The sequence below is a fragment of the Gilliamella bombicola genome, assembly GCF_900094945.1.
Lineage (GTDB): Bacteria > Pseudomonadota > Gammaproteobacteria > Enterobacterales > Orbaceae > Gilliamella > Gilliamella bombicola.
Genome location: NZ_FMAQ01000001.1, coordinates 311,579 through 331,064, shown reverse-complemented (window position 1 = coordinate 331,064; position 19,486 = coordinate 311,579). Strand labels below are relative to the sequence as shown.

Genomic DNA, 19,486 nt, shown 5'->3' with positions numbered 1-19,486 from the left:
TAAGTACGGAGAGAAATAAGGTAGTTTTCGTTCACTTTTAATAAGCCCTTTGAGAACATATTCTCGACTTATCAACCAAATAGCTTCAAAAAACGCATCATACGTGGAAGCAAATTTTATTGTTATCTTATCTTTAATAAAAGATGATTTGTTAAGATGCGTAACAATTCTAAGATTCTTTGTTTCCTGAAGCATATCAGTAATCTCTAAATTCATAAATTATAATTAATCATCTTTAAGCTGAGACATTTTATTTAAAATACAAACGAGCGTTTTAATTTCAGAATCTGTTAAATTTTTTGTAATGTTAGCAATCCAAAGACTATGTTCCTTGAAGATTCGGTGTATCAAATCTTGGCCTTTTTTAGTCAGAGTAATATCAATTTTTCTTCCATCGGTGATGTCTTCAGTTTTATTGACCAATTTTTCTTTAACTAAAGAATGAATGAAAGAGGTTATCGTTGGTTTTGTAACTCCACTCAGAGTAGCAATTTCTTGCGGTGATAGCACCTTATGCTCAAATAGAAGTACGAGCACCATAAAACGCCCCTCAGATAACTGATAATCACTTAGTCGTTTAGCACATTCTTTGTCTATTCTCATTCCAGTAGAAAGTATACTAAAACAAGCTTCTACCGATAATATATTGGCTGCTTTATGTTTTTTAATAATACGAGCTAATGATATATATTTTTTTTCCAACTTCACGATTATGGCCTCCTTTTAATATAGTTAGATGTCTAACTAAACCGCCAAAAAAATAGTTAGACATCTAACTATATCTGGATTATAAAAAAAACATATTCCTTGTCAAGAAATATTAAAAAATAATTTCACTTAAGTATAAAGCTCATCAACAAAACAAATTAATACAGATTGTAACTACCCCCTAAAATAGTACAGCAAAAAAGTAGAAAATTCTCTATGATAAAAGTAAAAGGGGATTTAATTATGGAAAAAATGACTGAACATCAAATCGTCGCTATTTTAAAAGAAGCTGAAGCGGGTATTCCCGTTAAAGAACTGTGCCGTAAATATGGCATGGGTAATTCAACTTTCTATAAATGGCGGGAAAAATACGGCGGAATGGAAACTTCGGACATCAAACGCTTAAAGGAGCTGGAGGTTGAAAACCGTAAGCTTAAGCAGATGTTTGCCGAGCTGAGCTTAAAATCCCAGCTTCAGGAAGAAATCATAAAAAAGCTTTAGTGCCCACAACAGCACGTAAAACGTGGGCACAGCAACTACAACAAAATCATTTAGTTACTATTGCTATGAGTTGTGCCATTGTTGGCTTAAGCCATTGTGCTTACTATTATCAACCTAAGTTACTGGATGATTCGGTGATTATTTCGGTGTTGAATGCTATCACAGACCGGCATTTACGCTGGGGCATTTCCTAAATGCTTTAATCGTATCAGAAAGCTCGGCTATAAATGGAATCATAAACGGGTGTATCGGGTGTATTGTGAATTAAAGCTTAATCTCAGGGTAAAGCGTAAAAAACGCATTCCTCCACGATGCCCGGAAAGGTTATTAGTCCCCAATAAACAAGGTGAATGTTGGTCAATGGATTTTATGAGTGACAGTAGTGGTAATCAACGTCGCTTTAGGACATTCAATGTCATCGATGACTTTAATCGTGAGGCGCTAGGCATTGATATTGCAGTAAGCTTACCGGCAGGGAGAATTACCCGTTACTTAGATAAACTGGCCAAATATCATGGCTATCCATTAAAAATACGGGTCGATAATGGGCCAGAATTTACAGGAAAAACCTTTATAAACTGGGCTAAATCCCATTGATATAGCCATTGATTATATCCAGCCCGGTAGCCCTTATCAAAATGGCTATATTGAACGATTTAATCGTACCTATCGTACTGATGTACTCGATTTATATCTTTTTAACAACTTAGCACAAGCAAGGAGAATAACCGAAGAATGGTTAACGATTTATAATACCGAAAGACCGCATGAGGCATTAAATAATATGACACCCATTGAGTATAAAACACTAAAACAAGCAGCATGATTTTCTACGTGAGTTGTGTACTAAGTTTGGGGTATTTACAGCGATTACATCCAGATATTTATATGAATGAGTTATTAGTTGGAATGCGTACTATTAATCAAGTTTTAGCGCATATTATGAAAAAACTTGATATTTATGATGAATTTAAATTAGGTACATCTGAATTGTATGTTAAGTAAAAATTTATTTATAAATTTAACTTAATGCGGATGGCAAAGGACTAAGTGGTGGAGCTGGCGGGAGTTGAACCCGCGTCCGAAATCTCTACATCCTCGGTACTACATGCGTAGTTTGTTTTTGAATTTCATCTACCCGCTGCGAACAAACACGCCACTGATAAACTAGCTTGATTAAGTTTAATGCTTCCGCCCCAAGCAAGGCTTCCACACGATCTCGTTTGGGTTTGACTCCTCTTGATCCCCGTCCTACGAGCGGAGGCTAGGGAGAGAAGGCTCTATACAGGTTATTAAGCTGCTAGTGCGTAGTTTTCGTCGTTTGCGACTATTTTTTTGCGGTTTATTTACGAGGCCTACCGCACCTCGGCATGCACCTTGGGTTTCGCAAATCCCGTCGAATCCAGAATCAGCCCCAATTGTGATTTGTAACTATGTACAATATCGGGCCATTATAGGTGAATTCAAGTATGAATACAAGTTAGCCGACTTCGGGATTAACCCAGTTTTCGGTTGGTTTTTCGTCTTTTAATGCCGTAATAATATTATCAACAGCACATTTTGCCATCGCGTAACGAGTTTCTACCGTTGCTGATCCTACATGAGGCGATAATAATACGTTATCAAGCTCTAGCAATGGTGAGTTAGTCGGGAGCGGTTCTATCTCGAATACGTCTAGGCCAGCAGCTTTGATGGTTTTATTTTTTAGTGCTTCAAATAATGCTTGTTGATCAATAATTTTTCCCCTTGCGCCGTTAATGAGTATGGCTGATGGTTTCATTAAGGCGAGTTTTTCTTTTGTGATTAGTTTTGTCGTTTCTTCGGTTAAAGGTAGGATGATCACTATAAAATCGGCTTGTCTTAATACGTTGTCGAGTTCAAGACGTTTAGCATTATAGGTTTGTTCGATATCATGCCGAGCTGATCGATTGTAATAAATAATGTTCATATCAAAGCCACAATGAGCGCGTTTGGCAATCGCTTGTCCAATTCGTCCCATGCCTAAAATACCGATGGTTTTCCCGTAAATATCGGTTCCATAATATTCTGGTGTGATCCCTTTTTTCCATTTTCCGTTATGAATGAGGTTAGATAATTCAACAGTTCGGCGTGCGGTTGCCATCATTAGTGTAAAAATTAGATCTGCGGTGCTTTCAGTTAATACTTTTGGTGTATTCATTAATCGGATGCCGTGTTTTTTTAAGGCATTAAGATCGTAGTTATCAAAACCAACTGAAATGGTTGCTGCTGCTTTTAATTTTGGCATTTTGGCTAAAAAGTTGTCGTCAATACGAGTGGAGATGTTGCCAATCATACCTTCGGCATTAGCTAGTGCGTTAGTATAACTTGTTGAATTGTAATCTGTGTTGTCATCAAATACGGTTAAATTGAAAGCTTGTTCTAGTCTAGTTTGTTGGTCAGCAGGAATTTTACTGAATAAAACTACGTTCTTTTTCATATACTCGCCTACATAATTTTGTTTACATCATTTTGTAACAGTATATCGCTATTTTTTAGAATTGTAATTCAATCAAAATTAGCCGATTTTATGTCTGTTAATGAGTTTTAAGAAAGTATGTGTATCAGTCAAAAATAAAATTTGTAATAGTTTAGATAGTAATGTTGGTTGTGTACTGATTTTGTGCTTTGATTAAAATTAATAGATAAGGTTTTATTGTATTGATAACTTTATTTTAAATTTTAAAAAAAATAAAAAAATATTTATTAAAAATCATTGTGTTATTTATTTTTTCATTAAATATTAAAAAATAGGTGAAATTAAATTGAACTTTTTGCTATTTAGATTGTCTATATTAACAGATTATGTTTTTCATTTTTTGCCCTCCACTCGAATATTCGAGTGGATTTTTTTTGCCTTGTTTTTGGTGAAAAATAATTTGCGTTTAGTTAAACAGAAATATAGTATCTATTTGGGTTATTAAATAGCATTATTTTATCAATTCTTCCTTCAATATTTTTCACTTTATGTTGAGTTGCTAATTCTAAAAATAAATATCTAGCAATAAAATGCGCTTTAGTAATAGTTTTATTTATGTGAGCTGAGAGAGTTTTCATGTTATTTACAAAAAGAATACAAGGGCACCTTGTTGCACTTATGACAGTGTTTATTTGGGGAACGACTTTTATTGCAACTAAAGTTTTATTAATCGATTTTAAGCCGATTGAAATTCTGTTTTTTCGATTTAGTTTAGGGTATGTTGTCCTTTGGATCTTAGCACCGCGTTTTTTGGCATGGCAGGGTTTTAAAAAAGAGTTTATGTTTTTGTGTGCTGGGCTGTGTGGTGTCACTTGTTATTTTTTGTGTGAAAATATTGCATTAACTTATACAACGGCATCTAACGTTGGGATTATTACTACTTTAGCACCAATATTTACTGCGATATTATCGATATTCTTTTTAAAGGCCGAAAAACCGCCTAAACGTTTTTATATTGGTTGTTTATTTGCCGTTATTGGTGTTGGGGTCATTAGCTTTAATGGCAAGTTTGTTCTTTCGCTCAATCCACTTGGTGATCTGCTAACTATGTTAGCTTGTTTGTTTTGGGCTTGTTATTCAATTTTGGTAAAAAAGAGTAGTAATTATGGTTACAATACAATTTTATTAACAAGAAGATTCTTTTTTTATGGTCTGATGTTGATGTTGCCAGTATTGTCTTTCTTCGATTTTGAATGGCATTTGTCTCGTTTTACCGATCCAGTAAATCTACTCAATATTTTATTTTTAGGTGTCGGTGCTTCGGCAATTTGTTTTGCATCTTGGAATTATGCTGTTAAATTAGTAGGGGCAGTCAAGATTAGTATTTATTTATATTTAGTCCCTATTCTTACCATTATTGCTGCAGTTATTATTTTGAATGAGTCTTTTACTTGGATTGCCGCTATTGGTACATTGTTTACGCTTTGCGGTGTACTGTTGTCAGAAAGTAAGGTTAGTATAAAAAGAAGCTAATTTTTTATTTGTCTACGAAAGCCCAAAAGGCGCATTAGTCTCTTGGGTTTGATAGTTTTTTTATATTTTTGATATCATTAATTAAGTTGTTGTACTCTTTTGTCGATGGCATCCATAATAATTTGTCCAAGATGTTCATAATTTTCATCAAAATGGTGTCCGCCGGGTAGTTTGAATGCTTCACCTTTCATTTCTGGTTGTAAGCATCCTGTTTCGTCTTTTTCTTCTTCACCGTAAATACAAAATAGTTTGCTTGCTGGAATTTTGTTGACTTCTGGCCCTGTTTTCATTTCGTTGCCTGATTGGCCAAGCCAGCCACTGATTTCGATTTCAAAATTGGCATCTTTTGAAAAGGCAATCATAACAATTGCTTGAACGCTATTTTGATCTGCAATTGATAAACGATTATAAAGCGAAGGTAAGATGTCTCCACCAAATGAATACCCTGCTAGCACAAAACGGGTTGTTCCCCATTTTTCTCGGTATTGTTGCATTAAGTAGCTCAGATCTTTAGCACTACGTTCAACCGAACGATGTTGCCAAAATAGTTTTAATGCATCAACTCCAACCACGGAATAACCGTGCGAAGCCATGTATTCTGCCGATACTTTATCTAAATCACGCCAGCCCCCATCTCCCGAATAATAAAGTGTTACTGTATTAGGGTGAACTTCTTTATTGGTTGCCGGTAATTCAATAACAGGTAGTTGTTCATATTTCCCAAACAAAACCGATGCAAGGTGTAAGCTTAGTAGTTCAACTGGCGAGGCTTGATACTCCCCTATTGACGTTGTGACAGCGATTTTTTTTTGTTCACGAGGAAAGACAGCCACTTCTTCTTCAGGTGGGTTATTCCAAATCACTTGCCATGTTCCATGGCTTGCTTGTGCTGGCAAAGGGAGGTCACAATCTTTATGATTTAATGTAAATTCAATTGATAGTGCTTTCGCATCATCACTTTTTTGCTCTGTTAACCAACGGTAAGCAAAAGCCGCACCTTCTTGCATTCCTGCAACGACAAATTGTGATTCATTTAATATCTTGACGGCTTGATTAAAGCGGTTTTGTTGTTCACTACAACTCTTTTCTTTTGGTTTTAATTCAAACTGTACTAGTTTGGCACCCATTTTTTCAGATAAGTCTAATAGCTGTTGTTCTGTAAAATGATTTCTATTGGTGGCAACAATGATAGCAGCAGCTTCAGCTTGTTGTTTAGGGCTTGCTGATATGATCGAAAGGTCATTGCTGATTGTTATCGTTTTTACTGATGCACGACTTTGGTTTTTTATAAAATACCAACCAATAAATCCTAGTAATGTTATGAGTATTACGGTAATTAAGAATAAAATATAACGTATTATTTTTTTCATTTTATGAACTCTTATTCTTTTTTAGCCCTGTTATGCCGCCTGAAATGAGCATGGTTGTGTCAATTATTGCAACTAAAGGATCAAGTCCTGCAGGAACGGCCATATAACGGGGTTCCCAATGTGTTGCGAACTTTTCTTTAAAACGGCGTAATCCTTGAAAATTATAAAAACGCCCACCACGACGAAAAACTAATGCACCGAGCCTTTGAATCATAGGCGCTCCTCGACGCCTTTGCATTCCAGCAAGGGGTACCATGCCTAAACTGAAGTATTTAAAGCCTTTTTCTTGATAATGTAAAATCAAACCAACCATCAAAAATTCCATCGTTAATTTGGGAATATCTTGCACAACACGCATTAAATCGATACTAGCTGAATAGTTTTGATTAGTTTCTAACAAATTAACAAAAGCAATAATGCGTCCTTCATATTCGATGGCTGCGATTGTAAAATTATCTAAATATTGTTTAGAAAAAGATCCTAATGAAAATTTTTTTTCTTTCGAATGTTTGTTTTTAAGCCAAGCATCCGATACAGCTTTTAATTGCTCAAGTGGAGCAGTTCCTGGTGGATAGAATTTTAATGAGAGTCCATCGCGTTGCCCACGATTCCATGTATAACGAAGATCTTTATAAGTTTTTGATGTTAAGTCAAATATTTTTAAGTTAACTAATGCTTCTTCGCCGAGCTTAACTGTGCGCAAACCAATATCCATATAGAAAGGCAGATTAGCCGCTTTGACTTGATAAAACACAGGACGTAGGTGATGTTCGTCACATAAATCACGGAATGACCAAATCAAATCGGCTTTTTCGGCGTTATCTCCTATTGGGTCATAAAGGGCGACCATGCTTCTCCCTCGTCTTGAATACATGATGAATGCTGTTTCGCTGGCATTAAAAAGTAATGATTTATCACCACTCATCGCAAGCCCACCTTCTGGTTGTTTTGAATCTAAAACAATTTGGTAAGCTTTGCTAAGCTGGTCATTGTTAGGCGTGGTTAAAATAGGTAATGCGGGACGGAAAATCCAAAATAGCATGACACAGCTTAATAAAATAAAGCTTCCCAAAGCTGCGCGTAGTGCTCGAGGAACTTTGCTATCTAACTCAAATTGCCACCATAATGAGTGGCTATAAGGTACGTCTTGATAGATGAATAATATTACCCAAACAAAAAGGGCTATGGTACAAAAGCAAATTGCAAAAAAATTAAAAGAAAACGGTATGACGATTAAGCGGCTTTTTCGATAAAAAGCATGTCTAAAATGGATTAATAAGATTGCGACGCATAATAATACGCTGGCCTCTATCCAATGCAATCCTCGTAGTAATGAAAGTGCAGATCCTATTAGTAATAATATGACCGAAACACTCCAAGCCGAAAATAACCGGCGGCGTAATCCCATTGCGAGTAATAAGAATAAAACACCAATTAAGCTAGCGCTTAAATGCGCAATGTTGATCACTTTTTCAGGAATAAGTGAGATGATTAATTTGCGGTTAAAACCAGGTAAAACGCTTGAGAACATCATAACAACGCCAGCAAAAAAAACTGTTGCTGCCATGACTGATGCAGCAATACCTGTTTTGGCTTCTTTAGCTTGTGGAGGAGCTAAAAAGTGTTTCCCTTCATTGGCAAGTAACAAGATACTGGCTGGAATTAGGGGGAGTAAAATATAAATGATACGATAGAGAACAAGTGCAACGGTTAACGATGCGGTCCCAATTTCTGATGATAATGACGCTAGCATAATAGCTTCAAAAACACCTACGCCACCAGGCACATGGCTTAACACTCCAGCGACTAATGCGAGAATGTAAATCATAATAAAAGTGAAGAAATTAGGTTGTATTGGCAATAAAAAATAAAGTATAGCACCAGCTAAAACAGCATCAAATAAAGTGATAACAAGCTGACAACTTGCCAGTTGAATGTTAGGTAAACGGATTGTCCAGCGAAATAATTTAAATAATCTGGTATTTTCATTCGGCCTTTCAGGCAATCGATGATAGCATAAAAAAACGAGCAACAAGGCATAGATGCTAAATATTGAGCCTGCAGTTAACCATACGCTGTTTTTTGTCATATGAAGCGCCAACATGGTTTGATGAGGATGGATGAGGGCTGCGATTGCTGCAAACAACGGTAATGAAAAACCTAATGATAATGTCACAAAAAGAGACATTCTAGCAACATCTATAGCGGTTAAACCTTGTTTAAAGTAAAGACGACACCTTACAGCACCACCTGATAATGCCGATAGACCGATTGCATTACCAATAGCAGAGGCGCAAATTCCACCAACAATAATAGTAGAGGGTTTTAAATTAACGCCTGCGTAACGTGCGGCTGACCATTCGTAACAGATTAACATTAAATAGCTACCGATCGCAGATAGACACGATAATGCAATTGTACGCATAGATAAATTATGTATTGCGAGTTTTAACTCACTAAGATTGATTTCTTTAAGTAAGTGCCAGCATACAATAAGTGCTATGAAAAAAATAGATAGGCCAAATAGTAGAGCTAAAAATTGGCGATAGCGAGTGAAGTATTCTATGAACTGCCAAGGCAAAACTTTACGCGCTGATATTTTCACTTAATCAACTCCAATACTTGCTTCGATAATATTTTTATTTTCGCATTCTACCTTCCCAATCTAGTTAAAACAATCATAGAAACATAAAAAATATTCACATTAAATATTTTTTTAATTTACGTTATCAAGTTTACTTAATATTTAAAAAGATAGTTAGAAGTTTGTTTATTTATATAACTCGAAATATTAGTATGCAATGGTGGTGAGAAACGTTATAGATAAATGCCATTAAGGTGATAAGATTTTATCGCAATAATATATAAATAGCTAAGGTTAATCATTAGTCAAAATGAATATTAATTTACTATGTTTAGTAAAGTATTTGCCAACTATTTGTTATTAATTCTATTTAAATTTTTTACGTTTATCATTTTATCTTAATTAACTTTTTGAGTAAAAACTGGATGAATAAATTACCAAATACACAATTAACACAGCAACAGCAAAAAATTGTTTTGGATATCCAACTTTTTGTGAAACAAAAACTTATTAATGACTTTTCTGGTCATGATATGGCGCATATTGAACGGGTGGTGAGATTGGCTATGCAGATTTTGCAACATGAACCCAAAGCCAATAGCTTTATTGTGATTGTGAGTGCTTATTTACATGATGTTATTGATGACAAAGTAGTTTACGATGTCAACCAAGCTACTACTGAACTACGTCAGTATTTAACATCGCTTGCTTTGACTAATAACGAAATTGAGTTGATTTTTGCTATTATCGAAAACATGTCATATCGAAAAAATCTTTCAAATAAAAAAACGTTATCGTTTGAAGGTCAAATTGTGCAGGATGCGGATCGTTTAGATGCACTAGGCGCAATTGGTATTGGGCGTACTTTTTATTATGGAGGAAATAAGCATAATATAATGCACGATCCTTTAATTCCACCAAGAACGTCAATGACAGAACAGAATTATAAACAACCTAATACCGTCATTAATCATTTTTACGAGAAGCTTTTTTTGCTTAAAGATATGATGAATACTAAAACCGCAAAAAAAATGGCTAAGCAGAGGCATCGCTTTTTGGTTCAATTTGTCGCGCAGTTTGAAAAAGAGTGGTTGGGTGAAAACTCATGATATGATCACCTAATTTTTGAATAGTAGAGTTAGGCGAGTATGCCGTACGCTACCTTAAAAACGGTTTTTAATCTATCTCAAGCTCGCTTAGTTTTTTTACAGTTAGAACGGTATTGGTGCACCAACAAGCCACAGAACAATAGGTAACGTGATTAAACTTAATAATGTGCTTAATAAGGTTGCACTTGATACCAGTTCTGGGTGAGTATCAAACTGAACTGACATGAGTGTTGTATTGGCTGCACTTGGCATTGCAGCTAATACAATTAATACCTGCTTATAAATTGGTAAAATGGGCATAAAATAGACCATGCAAAATGCGACTAGTGGTGAAATGATCATTCGGGTAAGTAATGAAAGTGAAAGCTTAGGATAATCCAGTTGTTGGATCTTTATTTTGGCAAGTTGCATTCCCAAAATAATCATAATCACAACGATCGACGAATCGCCAATCATTCCAATGGATTTTATAATTGATTTAGATAAAGGAATATGACATAACTGAAAAAGAATACCTAAAAAAGCGCCATAAGCTACAGGCATTCGGATAACTTTATTGATGACATCCTTTTGACTGACAATGTCTCTACGAGCGCTGCCTTTTGCTGCATAATAGATACCAACAGTGCTCATTACAAATTGTTGTAATACCATCATAATTACGCCAAGATCAAACCCTACTGAGCCAAAAAAAATTAACAGTACTGGTGTACCATAATTACCATTATTCATAAAACATGAACTTAAAATCATGGCGCAGCGCTCTTTGGTTGAATATTTCATTATCATAGACAAAATTGAGATGATAATAACTAATGAAAAACAAAGACCCAAAATATAACAAATATAAAATAGATAATCGGTAGTCAAACTATGTGTATAAAATGTTTTAAATGCCAAAAAGGGGGATAGTACATAAAGTGACATTTTCGATAGATTAGCGACATCAAAATTTAAGGCTTTCTGTGCGATGAAGCCCACAATAAAAATACAAAAAATAGGGAATAAAATAATAAAAAATTGCATAAGTTATATCTTTTTTGGTTAATTTTATTAATTCATTGAATCAAGAGCAATAACGATTGATTCTCGAAGCTTTTGACAAGTATCATCATCAAGCGCTTGGTTGTGTTTATCTGTTAGAATAAACAGATCTTCAATATGTTCGCCGATAGTTGCAATTTTTGCACTGCGTAATGATAAGTCTAAGTTAGCAAATATTTCACCCACATAAGCAAGCAACCCCGGCCTATCGAGTGCAATGAGCTCCATATAAGTTTGGCTGTCATTGAAAGCAGAAAGAAAGTTAACTTGAGTGGGTACTAAAAACGATCGTAACCGTTGTTTAGGTGGTTTAATGGTTACACCTTTATAAACAGGTTGCTGTAGTGCTTTATCAAGTGCATTCACTAGGCCTTGATTTCGATCTTCTTGCACTGTTTGTCCATTAGGATCTAATACAATGAAAGTATCAAGCGCAAAGCTTTTTTTATTCGTAATGATAAGCGCATCGTGAATTGTTAAATTGTGCATACTTAGCGTATTACAGACAGTTGCAAATAAGTAAGGTCTATCTGGCGAATAAATAAAAATTTCACTGCCACCATGATATGGGTGGGGATTTATGGCTACCAATATTTTGGTCAAATCGTGCTGTAATAAAATTTGTGTATGCCATACAATCTGTTCTTTAGTATAACGAAGAAAGTAATCAACACGATAGCATTGCCAAAGATCTTTAACGATCTGTTCATCATAATTTTGCTTAAGTAAAATGGCTAACGCTTCTTGTTTATTTTTACGTGCTATACTTCGTTGCTCAGGAATTTGGCGGATATCTGAATCAAAGGAGTTTTTTGCATTAAGGTAGAGTTCACGCATTAAACTTTGTTTCCAACTATTCCACAGCGTTTCGTTTGTTGCACACACATCTGCTACTGTAAGACAAAGCAAATACTGTAAACGACGTTTACTTTTGACAATTTGAATAAACTCGTTTATAACGGCAGGATCTTGTAAATCGCGGCTTTGTGCTGTTACCGACATTAGTAGGTGATAACGTACTAACCAAATAACTAGTTCAGTATCTTTGGTTTCTAATCCATGCAATTGGCAAAATTCTTCAACTAGATGGGCTCCAATTTCAGAATGATCACCATGTCGTCCTTTACCTATATCATGAAATAACCCTGTAATAACTAATAATTCAGGTTTAGATAATTTAGCAAAGACTTTTGCGCTATTAGGGTGTTTTTGCTTGCCGCTTTCTGTTTTTAGACTATCGAGCTCAAGCAATAAGCGGATGGTGTGTTCATCAACGGTGTAAGCATGAAACAGGTCAAATTGCATCATGCCAGATATCTGTTTCCAGCCCGGTATATAGACCGAAAGTATGCCATATTTATGCATGGGTAAAATTGCTTTTTCAATTGCATCTGGGTGTTTGATAATTAACATGAAAAGCGATCTTGCTTTGGCATTTTCACAGAGTAAATTAGTTAGAGAACGTCTTGCTGAGCGTAATTGTCTAATGGTATTAGAATAAAGGCCAATCACTTGAGGATTAAGCAATATTGTATAAAACAGCTGCATAATCATAATAGGCTCTTTTTTAAAGATCTCATCATCTCTTACATCAATGAGTTTGTCTCTAATTTGAAAATATTCATCGATATTATAAGGTTTATTTTGTGGGCTATGATTAAGAATAGACTCATAAAACAGCTGTAATAGCATTTGATTGAGTTCAGTAATATTGTGAGCAACACGATAATAATCATGCATCATTTTTTCTACAGGTGTGTTACCGTCACCTTTGTAACCTAACATATTGGCAATGCTAAGTTGTCGATCAAAAAGCAAGCGGTTATCATAACGAGAGATCACACAGTGCAAGGCAAAACGCATTCGCCATAAAAATTTACGACACGTTTTAAAGTCTGCAATATCTTCAGGGGTTAAGTAGTTGAAATCGGACATTTTTTGCAAAAATTCGCCACCAAAATGGCGAGTTGCGATCCATTGAATGATTTGCATATCTCGCAAACCACCTGGACTATTTTTTAAATCAGGTTCTAGATTATAAGAGGTACTGTGATATTGTTTGTGGCGTTCTTGTTGTTCTTGAATTTTTGCTTTATAAAATGCATGGGAAGGCCAGATTTTATCGCTAAAAATTTGTTTATGTAGTTCATCTAACAGTAATTGATTTCCCGAAATAAGTCTTGACTCAATCAAATTAGTCATTATGGTGATGTCATTTTTCGCTTCTTGTAGGCAAATTTTTAATGTCCTAACACTGTGCCCTATATCTAAATGTAAATCCCATAATAAGCGAACAAGATCACCAATTTGTTTTTCAATTTCTTTAGTTAACGGATAATCACTAAGAATCAAAATATCAATATCTGACAATGGATGCAATTCAGCCCGTCCATAACCACCAACGGCAACCAAAGCGATGCGGTTGCGTTTAAAGAAAGAGGAGACATGTTTAGGTATTTGGTAGAAAGACCATAATCGTTCAAGCAAACGATCGATAAATTGACTACGTAAATGCACTAGCGTATCAATATCAATTTGTTGCTCAAATTGCATCATAGACCATTGTTGAAAAGCTTCGAGTTGTTGCTTTAGATAGAGGATATTTATTTGTTCATCGCTAAAATCAAGCGGCGATACAGGGTAAAACAGATGCGTTTTAGTCATGATCATATTATCAAATCAAGATAATTCAATAGCCATATCCTTACCCGATTTTCAATGAGTGTCAAGCTACCGTTAGAATAATATGATTATTTATGACTGATTTTTATAATAAAAAAGGAACAATAATTTGTTCCTTTTTTAAAACTTTCAATAAAATATAAGTTTTAGTATAAAACCTATAAGGTAAAATCGCTTAAATCATCTTCATTCATTTCAGCATCAATTTGCCCAACTAAGTAAGAGCTCATTTCGGCTTCTTGTGGTGCAACTTGTACATTATCAGATACTAGCCAATTATTGATCCACGGAATTGGATTTGATTTAGCTTCAAATGGCAATTTTAGTCCAACCGCTTGCATACGGATGTTAGTGATGTATTCGACATATTGGCATAAAATGTCTTTATTCAAACCAATCATTGATCCACCTTCAAACAAGTATTCTGCCCACTCTTTTTCTTGATTTGCCGCTTGCAAAAAGAGGTCATAACACTCTTGTTCACACTCTTTGGCTATGTCTGCCATTTCAGGATCATCTTCGCCACTTCGTAGCGTATTAATCATAAATTGTGTGCCGGTTAAATGTAGGGCTTCGTCACGGGCAATAAGTTTAATGATTTTTGCATTACCTTCCATGAGCTCACGTTCTGCAAAGGCAAAGGAACAAGCAAAACTAACATAAAAACGAATAGCTTCAAGTGCATTGACACTCATTAAGCACAAATAAAGTTTCTTTTTTAGTTCGCGTAAATTAATAGAAACAGTGCGATTATTGATGTTGTGGTTACCTTCGTGAAATAAATTATAGTAACTTGCGTAGCTAATAAGGTCATCGTAATAACCTGCAATGTCACCGGCACGTTTTTGTATTTCTTTATTGGTAACAATATCGTCAAAAACGACAGATGGATCGTTAACAATATTACGAATGATATGCGTATATGAACGTGAATGAATGGTTTCTGAAAACGACCAAGTTTCTACCCATGTTTCAAGTTCTGGAATAGAAATTAGGGGCAATAATGCAACATTGGGGCTGCGTCCTTGAATTGAATCAAGCAAGGTTTGATATTTTAAATTACTAATAAAAATATGTTTTTCATGTTCTGGCAATGCGGCGTAATCAATACGATCTTGAGAAATATCGACTTCTTCAGGGCGCCAAAAGAAAGAGAGTTGTTTTTCAATTAATTTTTCAAACATTTCATACTTTTGTTGATCATAACGCGCAACATTTACTGGCTGTCCAAGGAACATAGGTTCTTTAAGTTGGTCGTTATGCACATGCGAAAAGGTACTGTAATTCATACTCATAAAAGAACTCCTACTAATTTATCGTTGCTTTTACCGCTACCTTTCGACAGTGTAAAAGGTAAATGGTGGGGGGGATGATTTTCCCCTCATAAAAATTTTATTTTAGTATGTACTGTTTAGGTCTTAACAATAGCTAAATTTTACAAGCGCCACCTTCACAACCATCGTCACTGTGTGTTGTTGGAACAATATCACCTTGAATATCTTCAGCCCCATCGCGTGTATTATGATAATAGAGTGTTTTTACGCCAAATTTATAAGCGGTCAATAAGTCTGATAATAGCTGTTTCATTGGTACTTTATCATTTGGGAATTTAGTCGGATCATAATTCGTATTAGCCGAAATTGATTGGTCAATAAATTTCTGCATAATTCCTACTAATTGTAAATAACCTGTATTATTTGGAATTTGCCAGAGTAATTCGTAGAAGTTTTTCAGATTATTATAATCTGGAACAACTTGTTTTAAGATACCATCTTTTGAAGCTTTAACACTAATAAAGCCTCGAGGTGGTTCAATGCCATTTGTTGCATTGGATATTTGTGAAGAAGTTTCTGATGGCATTAATGCCGATAAAGTTGAATTACGTAGCCCATGGGCTTTGATAGATTCTCGTAATGATTCCCAATCATAATGTAAAGGTTCTTTTGTAATAGTATCTAAATCTTTTTTGTAAGTATCGATTGGTAAAATGCCTTGAGCATAAGTTGTTTCGTTAAATAGTGGGCATGCACCCTTTTCTTTAGCAAGATTATTAGAGGCTTTTAACAAGTAATATTGCATGGCTTCAAAAGTACGATGCGTTAAATTATTTGCACTACCATCAGAATATTTAACGCCATTTTTGGCTAAATAATAAGCATAGTTAATAACGCCAACGCCTAATGTGCGACGATTGATTGAAGAGTTTCGAGCCGCAGGAACAGGGTAATTTTGGTAATCCAGTAGCGAATCAAGCGCACGTACCGTTAAGTCAGCAAGTTCTTCAAAGTCATCTAATGATTCGATTTGGCCAAGGTTAAAGGCTGATAACGTACAAAGTGCAATTTCACCTTTTTCATCATTGACATTATTAAGTGGCTTTGTTGGTAGCGCAATTTCCATACATAAATTAGATTGATGAACTGGCGCTAATTGAGCATTAAATGGGCTGTGAGTATTACAGTGATCAACATTTTGGATATAAATGCGTCCAGTTGATGCGCGCTCTTGCATTAATAGTGCAAAGAGTTCAACGGCTTTAACCACTCGTTTGCGAATATTGACATCTTGTTCATATTGGTGGTAAAGCGTTTCAAACTTATCTTGATCGGCAAAAAAAGCATCATAAAGCCCTGGGACATCTGATGGGCTGAATAAAGTAATATTTTCGTTTTTGATTAACCGTTGATACATTAATTTATTGATTTGTACCCCATAATCTAAATGGCGAACACGGTTTTCTTCAACTCCACGGTTATTTCGTAAGACTAACAAGCTTTCGACTTCTAAATGCCAAAGAGGATAGAAAACGGTTGCGGCTCCACCACGGACACCACCTTGTGAACATGATTTAACCGCAGTTTGAAAATATTTATAAAAGGGAATGCAGCCAGTATGAAATGCTTCACCACCACGAATTGAACTTCCTAAAGCACGAATTCTTCCTGCATTGACTCCAATTCCTGCACGTTGCGATACATATTTTACAATAGCGCTTGCTGTTGCATTGATTGAATCCAAACTATCATCACACTCAATTAATACACAGGAACTAAATTGACGAGTAGGCGTACGAACACCTGCCATAATTGGAGTTGGTAGTGAAATCTTAAAGGTAGATACTGCATCATAAAAACGTTTTATATAGCTAAGGCGTGTTTCTTTTGGGTAATTGGCAAATAAACAGGCTGCGACTAGAACATACAAAAATTGCGCGCTTTCATAAATCTCTCCAGTAACGCGATTTTGTACCAAATACTTTCCTTCAAGTTGTTTAACTGCGGCATATGAAAAAGACATATCTCGCCAATGATCGATGAACTTATCCATTTCCGCAAATTCTTCTGGAGTATAATCTTCAAGCAGATGTTCGTCGTATCGTTTATTTTCTACTAACTTCTTAACATGTTCGTAAAGAGATGGTGGTGTAAACTGGTTAAAGGCTTTTTTACGTAAATGAAAAATAGCTAAGCGAGCGGCCAAGTATTGGTAATCAGGGGCATCTTGAGATATAAGATCGGCTGCAGCACGAATAATTGTTTCATGGATATCTGAAGTGCGGATTCCATCATAAAATTGAATATGAGAACGCAATTCAACTTGTGATACCGAAACATTATCTAATCCTTCGGCTGCCCATGTAATGACTTTATGGATTTTATCAAGATTTATTGGCTCTTTTTTGCCGTTTCGCTTTGTGACAAGTATTGATTTATTCATTTTTCATTCACTGTAATTATGTATTTTTGTAATATTTATAGTAATTGATATTTATCAAAATATACAATATATAGTACCTATTAATTATTTAATTACTATATATAGTAGGATTGTTAATTGGTAATGCTGATTTTATTAACGAAAATCAGGTTTTATTGATTTTAAAAGGTACTGTCAGTTTTTATTAACAGCCCCATAAAGATTGGTATAAGTGGAAAAAATGAAAATATTGTATATGATAAGATCTACCTATGAATAGATAGATCTTAAAATTTACAGGGGCGTCGTCAATACTTTATCTTCTAGGTATAGATACGCATATGCCATTTTTATCTTCTTTTTCTTTATCGCGACAATGATATTTTCCGTCATAAGTATGTATATCACAATACTCTCCTACCCATGTATTCCATAAGTAGTATCGATTATAACTCTTTGATTGGTCTTCATCTGGTCCAAAAGATCCTGGATAAGGTTGTTGGCCCGGATCGCCCCATTCACTAAATAATGTTCCTATTTCACGTGTATATAATATTTCTTTTTTCTTATCACTTAACTTCGCATTACTTACTTCGCGATCGTGACTTAAGCGATAACGACCACTTTTATTTGAACATGCCTCAATAACCTCATCAAGATCACCTTTCATCGCTTGTAGTATTCCTTTATTGTTATATTTTTGCTTCCAAGCATCAAACCATTTGGTAAGGGTAAATGAGTATTGAATTGTTGTATTTTTAGTTTTGTTTTTTCCTTCAATTACAACTGTATACCCAGAGCCAGAGCCCATAACATGTTGCCAAGCTTTACCTGGATTTCTTGCATCAGGGGTATTGAAAGTTACCGTGACATAATTATTATTATTGGTGACATTAACTAGTGCATTGCCTTGCTTAACTTTCCAAATGTAGTTTGAGGCGATACCTGGGTTGGACAAAATCAAATTAAATTTAGCACCATAAAAACCTGTAGTTGGGAAGTTCTTTACTGGATTAACACTCGATTGATGTAAGAAACCATAATTTGGATCCCATTGGTTCTTGTGACTCCCTTTAACCGTAGATGGATTTAATGAAGGTTTAGCATAACAAACAAAAGCATCATCTAATATAGTATACGTTTTAGATGGATGAGTGATGACATCCTCATTAGGATAGGTATTGGTATTAGGGATACCATACTGTGAAGATAAAATTAAATCAGCCGATAATTTGACTTTAAAAGGTGCATGCATTCCTTTTGAGGATAAGCTACAAAAAGTATCGTTATCCTTAGGGGTAAATTCAACAAGTTCATTATTTCGGTTAGTATAATACCAAGTCATATTAACTTTTTGTTGTCCCATGAGTTCAAGTGCTTTTAATTCATCGCCATCAAGATCAAAGTACTCATTATTATTCGGTTGTTTTATTGGCGCTGCATTAATTGTATTTTTGAAAGGGTAGTGATGCTGAATGGGTAAATATTTTACTTCATCTCCATAATAATTTTTGTTATTTACACTCAAACCAAATAAATTTAAATCATCGATACTCTGCTCAATTATTGGAGATAGAGATGGGTGTATCCCGTGAATAGCTTGAGTTGTGTGAACGCTAAGACTTGCATGACTTATTTCGGAAAATTGCGATAATATTGTGGTGTATATCACCGATTTTAAATGTTTTTTTATTATTACTTGATTCATGTTTGAACTCCTTTTCATTATTTTTTTTATCCTAAAAAAATTAAAAGTCATCATAAAATGATGACTACTTTTAAAAGTTGGCGATTTTAGATTAGGCCATGATAACTAGTCAAA

At 35.0% G+C, this 19,486-nt stretch carries 12 protein-coding genes, 1 other RNA gene and 1 pseudogene; 4 read left to right on the top strand and 10 right to left on the bottom strand.

The window, feature by feature from the left end:
- Nucleotides 1-225 precede the first annotated feature (225 nt).
- Nucleotides 226-708, bottom strand: a complete 483-nt coding sequence (locus tag GA0061081_RS01605; protein ID WP_065581812.1) for a MarR family winged helix-turn-helix transcriptional regulator — start codon at nucleotides 706-708, stop codon at nucleotides 226-228.
- Between the two features lie 243 nt (nucleotides 709-951).
- Here GA0061081_RS01605 and GA0061081_RS01600 point away from each other — a divergent pair.
- Both GA0061081_RS01600 and GA0061081_RS01595 read left to right on the top strand, forming a co-directional pair.
- A pseudogene (locus GA0061081_RS01600) lies at nucleotides 952-2,035 on the top strand (IS3 family transposase).
- Nucleotides 2,036-2,043: 8 nt separating this feature from the next.
- Nucleotides 2,044-2,214: a hypothetical protein gene (locus GA0061081_RS01595; RefSeq protein ID WP_209435338.1), complete on the top strand. Its 171-nt coding sequence runs from the start codon at nucleotides 2,044-2,046 to the stop codon at nucleotides 2,212-2,214.
- A 46-nt stretch (nucleotides 2,215-2,260) separates the two neighbouring features.
- Here the strand turns inward: GA0061081_RS01595 and ssrA are convergent.
- Nucleotides 2,261-2,625, bottom strand: a transfer-messenger RNA (tmRNA) gene (ssrA, locus tag GA0061081_RS01590).
- Nucleotides 2,626-2,689: 64 nt separating this feature from the next.
- Nucleotides 2,690-3,667 carry a 2-hydroxyacid dehydrogenase gene (locus tag GA0061081_RS01585; RefSeq protein WP_091346448.1) on the bottom strand — a complete coding sequence of 326 codons (978 nt, stop codon included), beginning with the start codon at nucleotides 3,665-3,667 and terminating at the stop codon, nucleotides 2,690-2,692.
- A 615-nt stretch (nucleotides 3,668-4,282) separates the two neighbouring features.
- On the opposite strand from GA0061081_RS01585, the gene GA0061081_RS01580 reads away from it, so the two are divergent.
- Nucleotides 4,283-5,179, top strand: a complete 897-nt coding sequence (locus GA0061081_RS01580; protein ID WP_091346446.1) for a DMT family transporter — start codon at nucleotides 4,283-4,285, stop codon at nucleotides 5,177-5,179.
- 77 nt (nucleotides 5,180-5,256) lie between these two features.
- Here GA0061081_RS01580 and GA0061081_RS01575 read toward each other — a convergent pair whose 3' ends face one another.
- Together GA0061081_RS01575 and mprF are read right to left on the bottom strand one after the other, a co-directional pair.
- Nucleotides 5,257-6,549, bottom strand: a complete 1,293-nt coding sequence (locus tag GA0061081_RS01575) for a virulence factor family protein (protein ID WP_091346444.1) — start codon at nucleotides 6,547-6,549, stop codon at nucleotides 5,257-5,259.
- A 1-nt stretch (nucleotide 6,550) separates the two neighbouring features.
- Nucleotides 6,551-9,154, bottom strand: coding sequence for a bifunctional lysylphosphatidylglycerol flippase/synthetase MprF (gene mprF, locus GA0061081_RS01570; RefSeq protein ID WP_209435337.1), 2,604 nt, complete (start codon nucleotides 9,152-9,154; stop codon nucleotides 6,551-6,553).
- Nucleotides 9,155-9,558: 404 nt separating this feature from the next.
- Between mprF and GA0061081_RS01565 the strand changes: the two genes are divergently transcribed.
- Complete coding sequence (locus GA0061081_RS01565; protein WP_091346442.1) at nucleotides 9,559-10,242, top strand: HD domain-containing protein; 684 nt, start codon at nucleotides 9,559-9,561, stop codon at nucleotides 10,240-10,242.
- Between the two features lie 102 nt (nucleotides 10,243-10,344).
- On the opposite strand, the gene GA0061081_RS01560 is transcribed toward GA0061081_RS01565, so the two are convergent.
- The 5 genes from GA0061081_RS01560 to GA0061081_RS01540 all read right to left on the bottom strand — a co-directional run bounded on the left by GA0061081_RS01560 (nucleotide 10,345) and on the right by GA0061081_RS01540 (nucleotide 19,372).
- Complete coding sequence (locus GA0061081_RS01560; protein WP_091346440.1) at nucleotides 10,345-11,268, bottom strand: AEC family transporter; 924 nt, start codon at nucleotides 11,266-11,268, stop codon at nucleotides 10,345-10,347.
- Between the two features lie 27 nt (nucleotides 11,269-11,295).
- Complete coding sequence (glnD, locus tag GA0061081_RS01555) at nucleotides 11,296-13,950, bottom strand: bifunctional uridylyltransferase/uridylyl-removing protein GlnD (RefSeq protein WP_174787042.1); 2,655 nt, start codon at nucleotides 13,948-13,950, stop codon at nucleotides 11,296-11,298.
- Between the two features lie 176 nt (nucleotides 13,951-14,126).
- Nucleotides 14,127-15,257 carry a class Ia ribonucleoside-diphosphate reductase subunit beta gene (gene nrdB, locus GA0061081_RS01550; RefSeq protein ID WP_091346625.1) on the bottom strand — a complete coding sequence of 377 codons (1,131 nt, stop codon included), beginning with the start codon at nucleotides 15,255-15,257 and terminating at the stop codon, nucleotides 14,127-14,129.
- 139 nt (nucleotides 15,258-15,396) lie between these two features.
- Entirely contained in the window at nucleotides 15,397-17,685 is a 2,289-nt protein-coding gene (gene nrdA, locus GA0061081_RS01545; protein WP_091346436.1) for a class 1a ribonucleoside-diphosphate reductase subunit alpha, read from the bottom strand.
- A gap of 295 nt (nucleotides 17,686-17,980) precedes the next feature.
- A complete protein-coding gene (locus GA0061081_RS01540; RefSeq protein ID WP_091346435.1) occupies nucleotides 17,981-19,372 on the bottom strand; it encodes a hypothetical protein in 1,392 nt (463 codons plus the stop codon).
- Nucleotides 19,373-19,486: the final 114 nt, after the last annotated feature.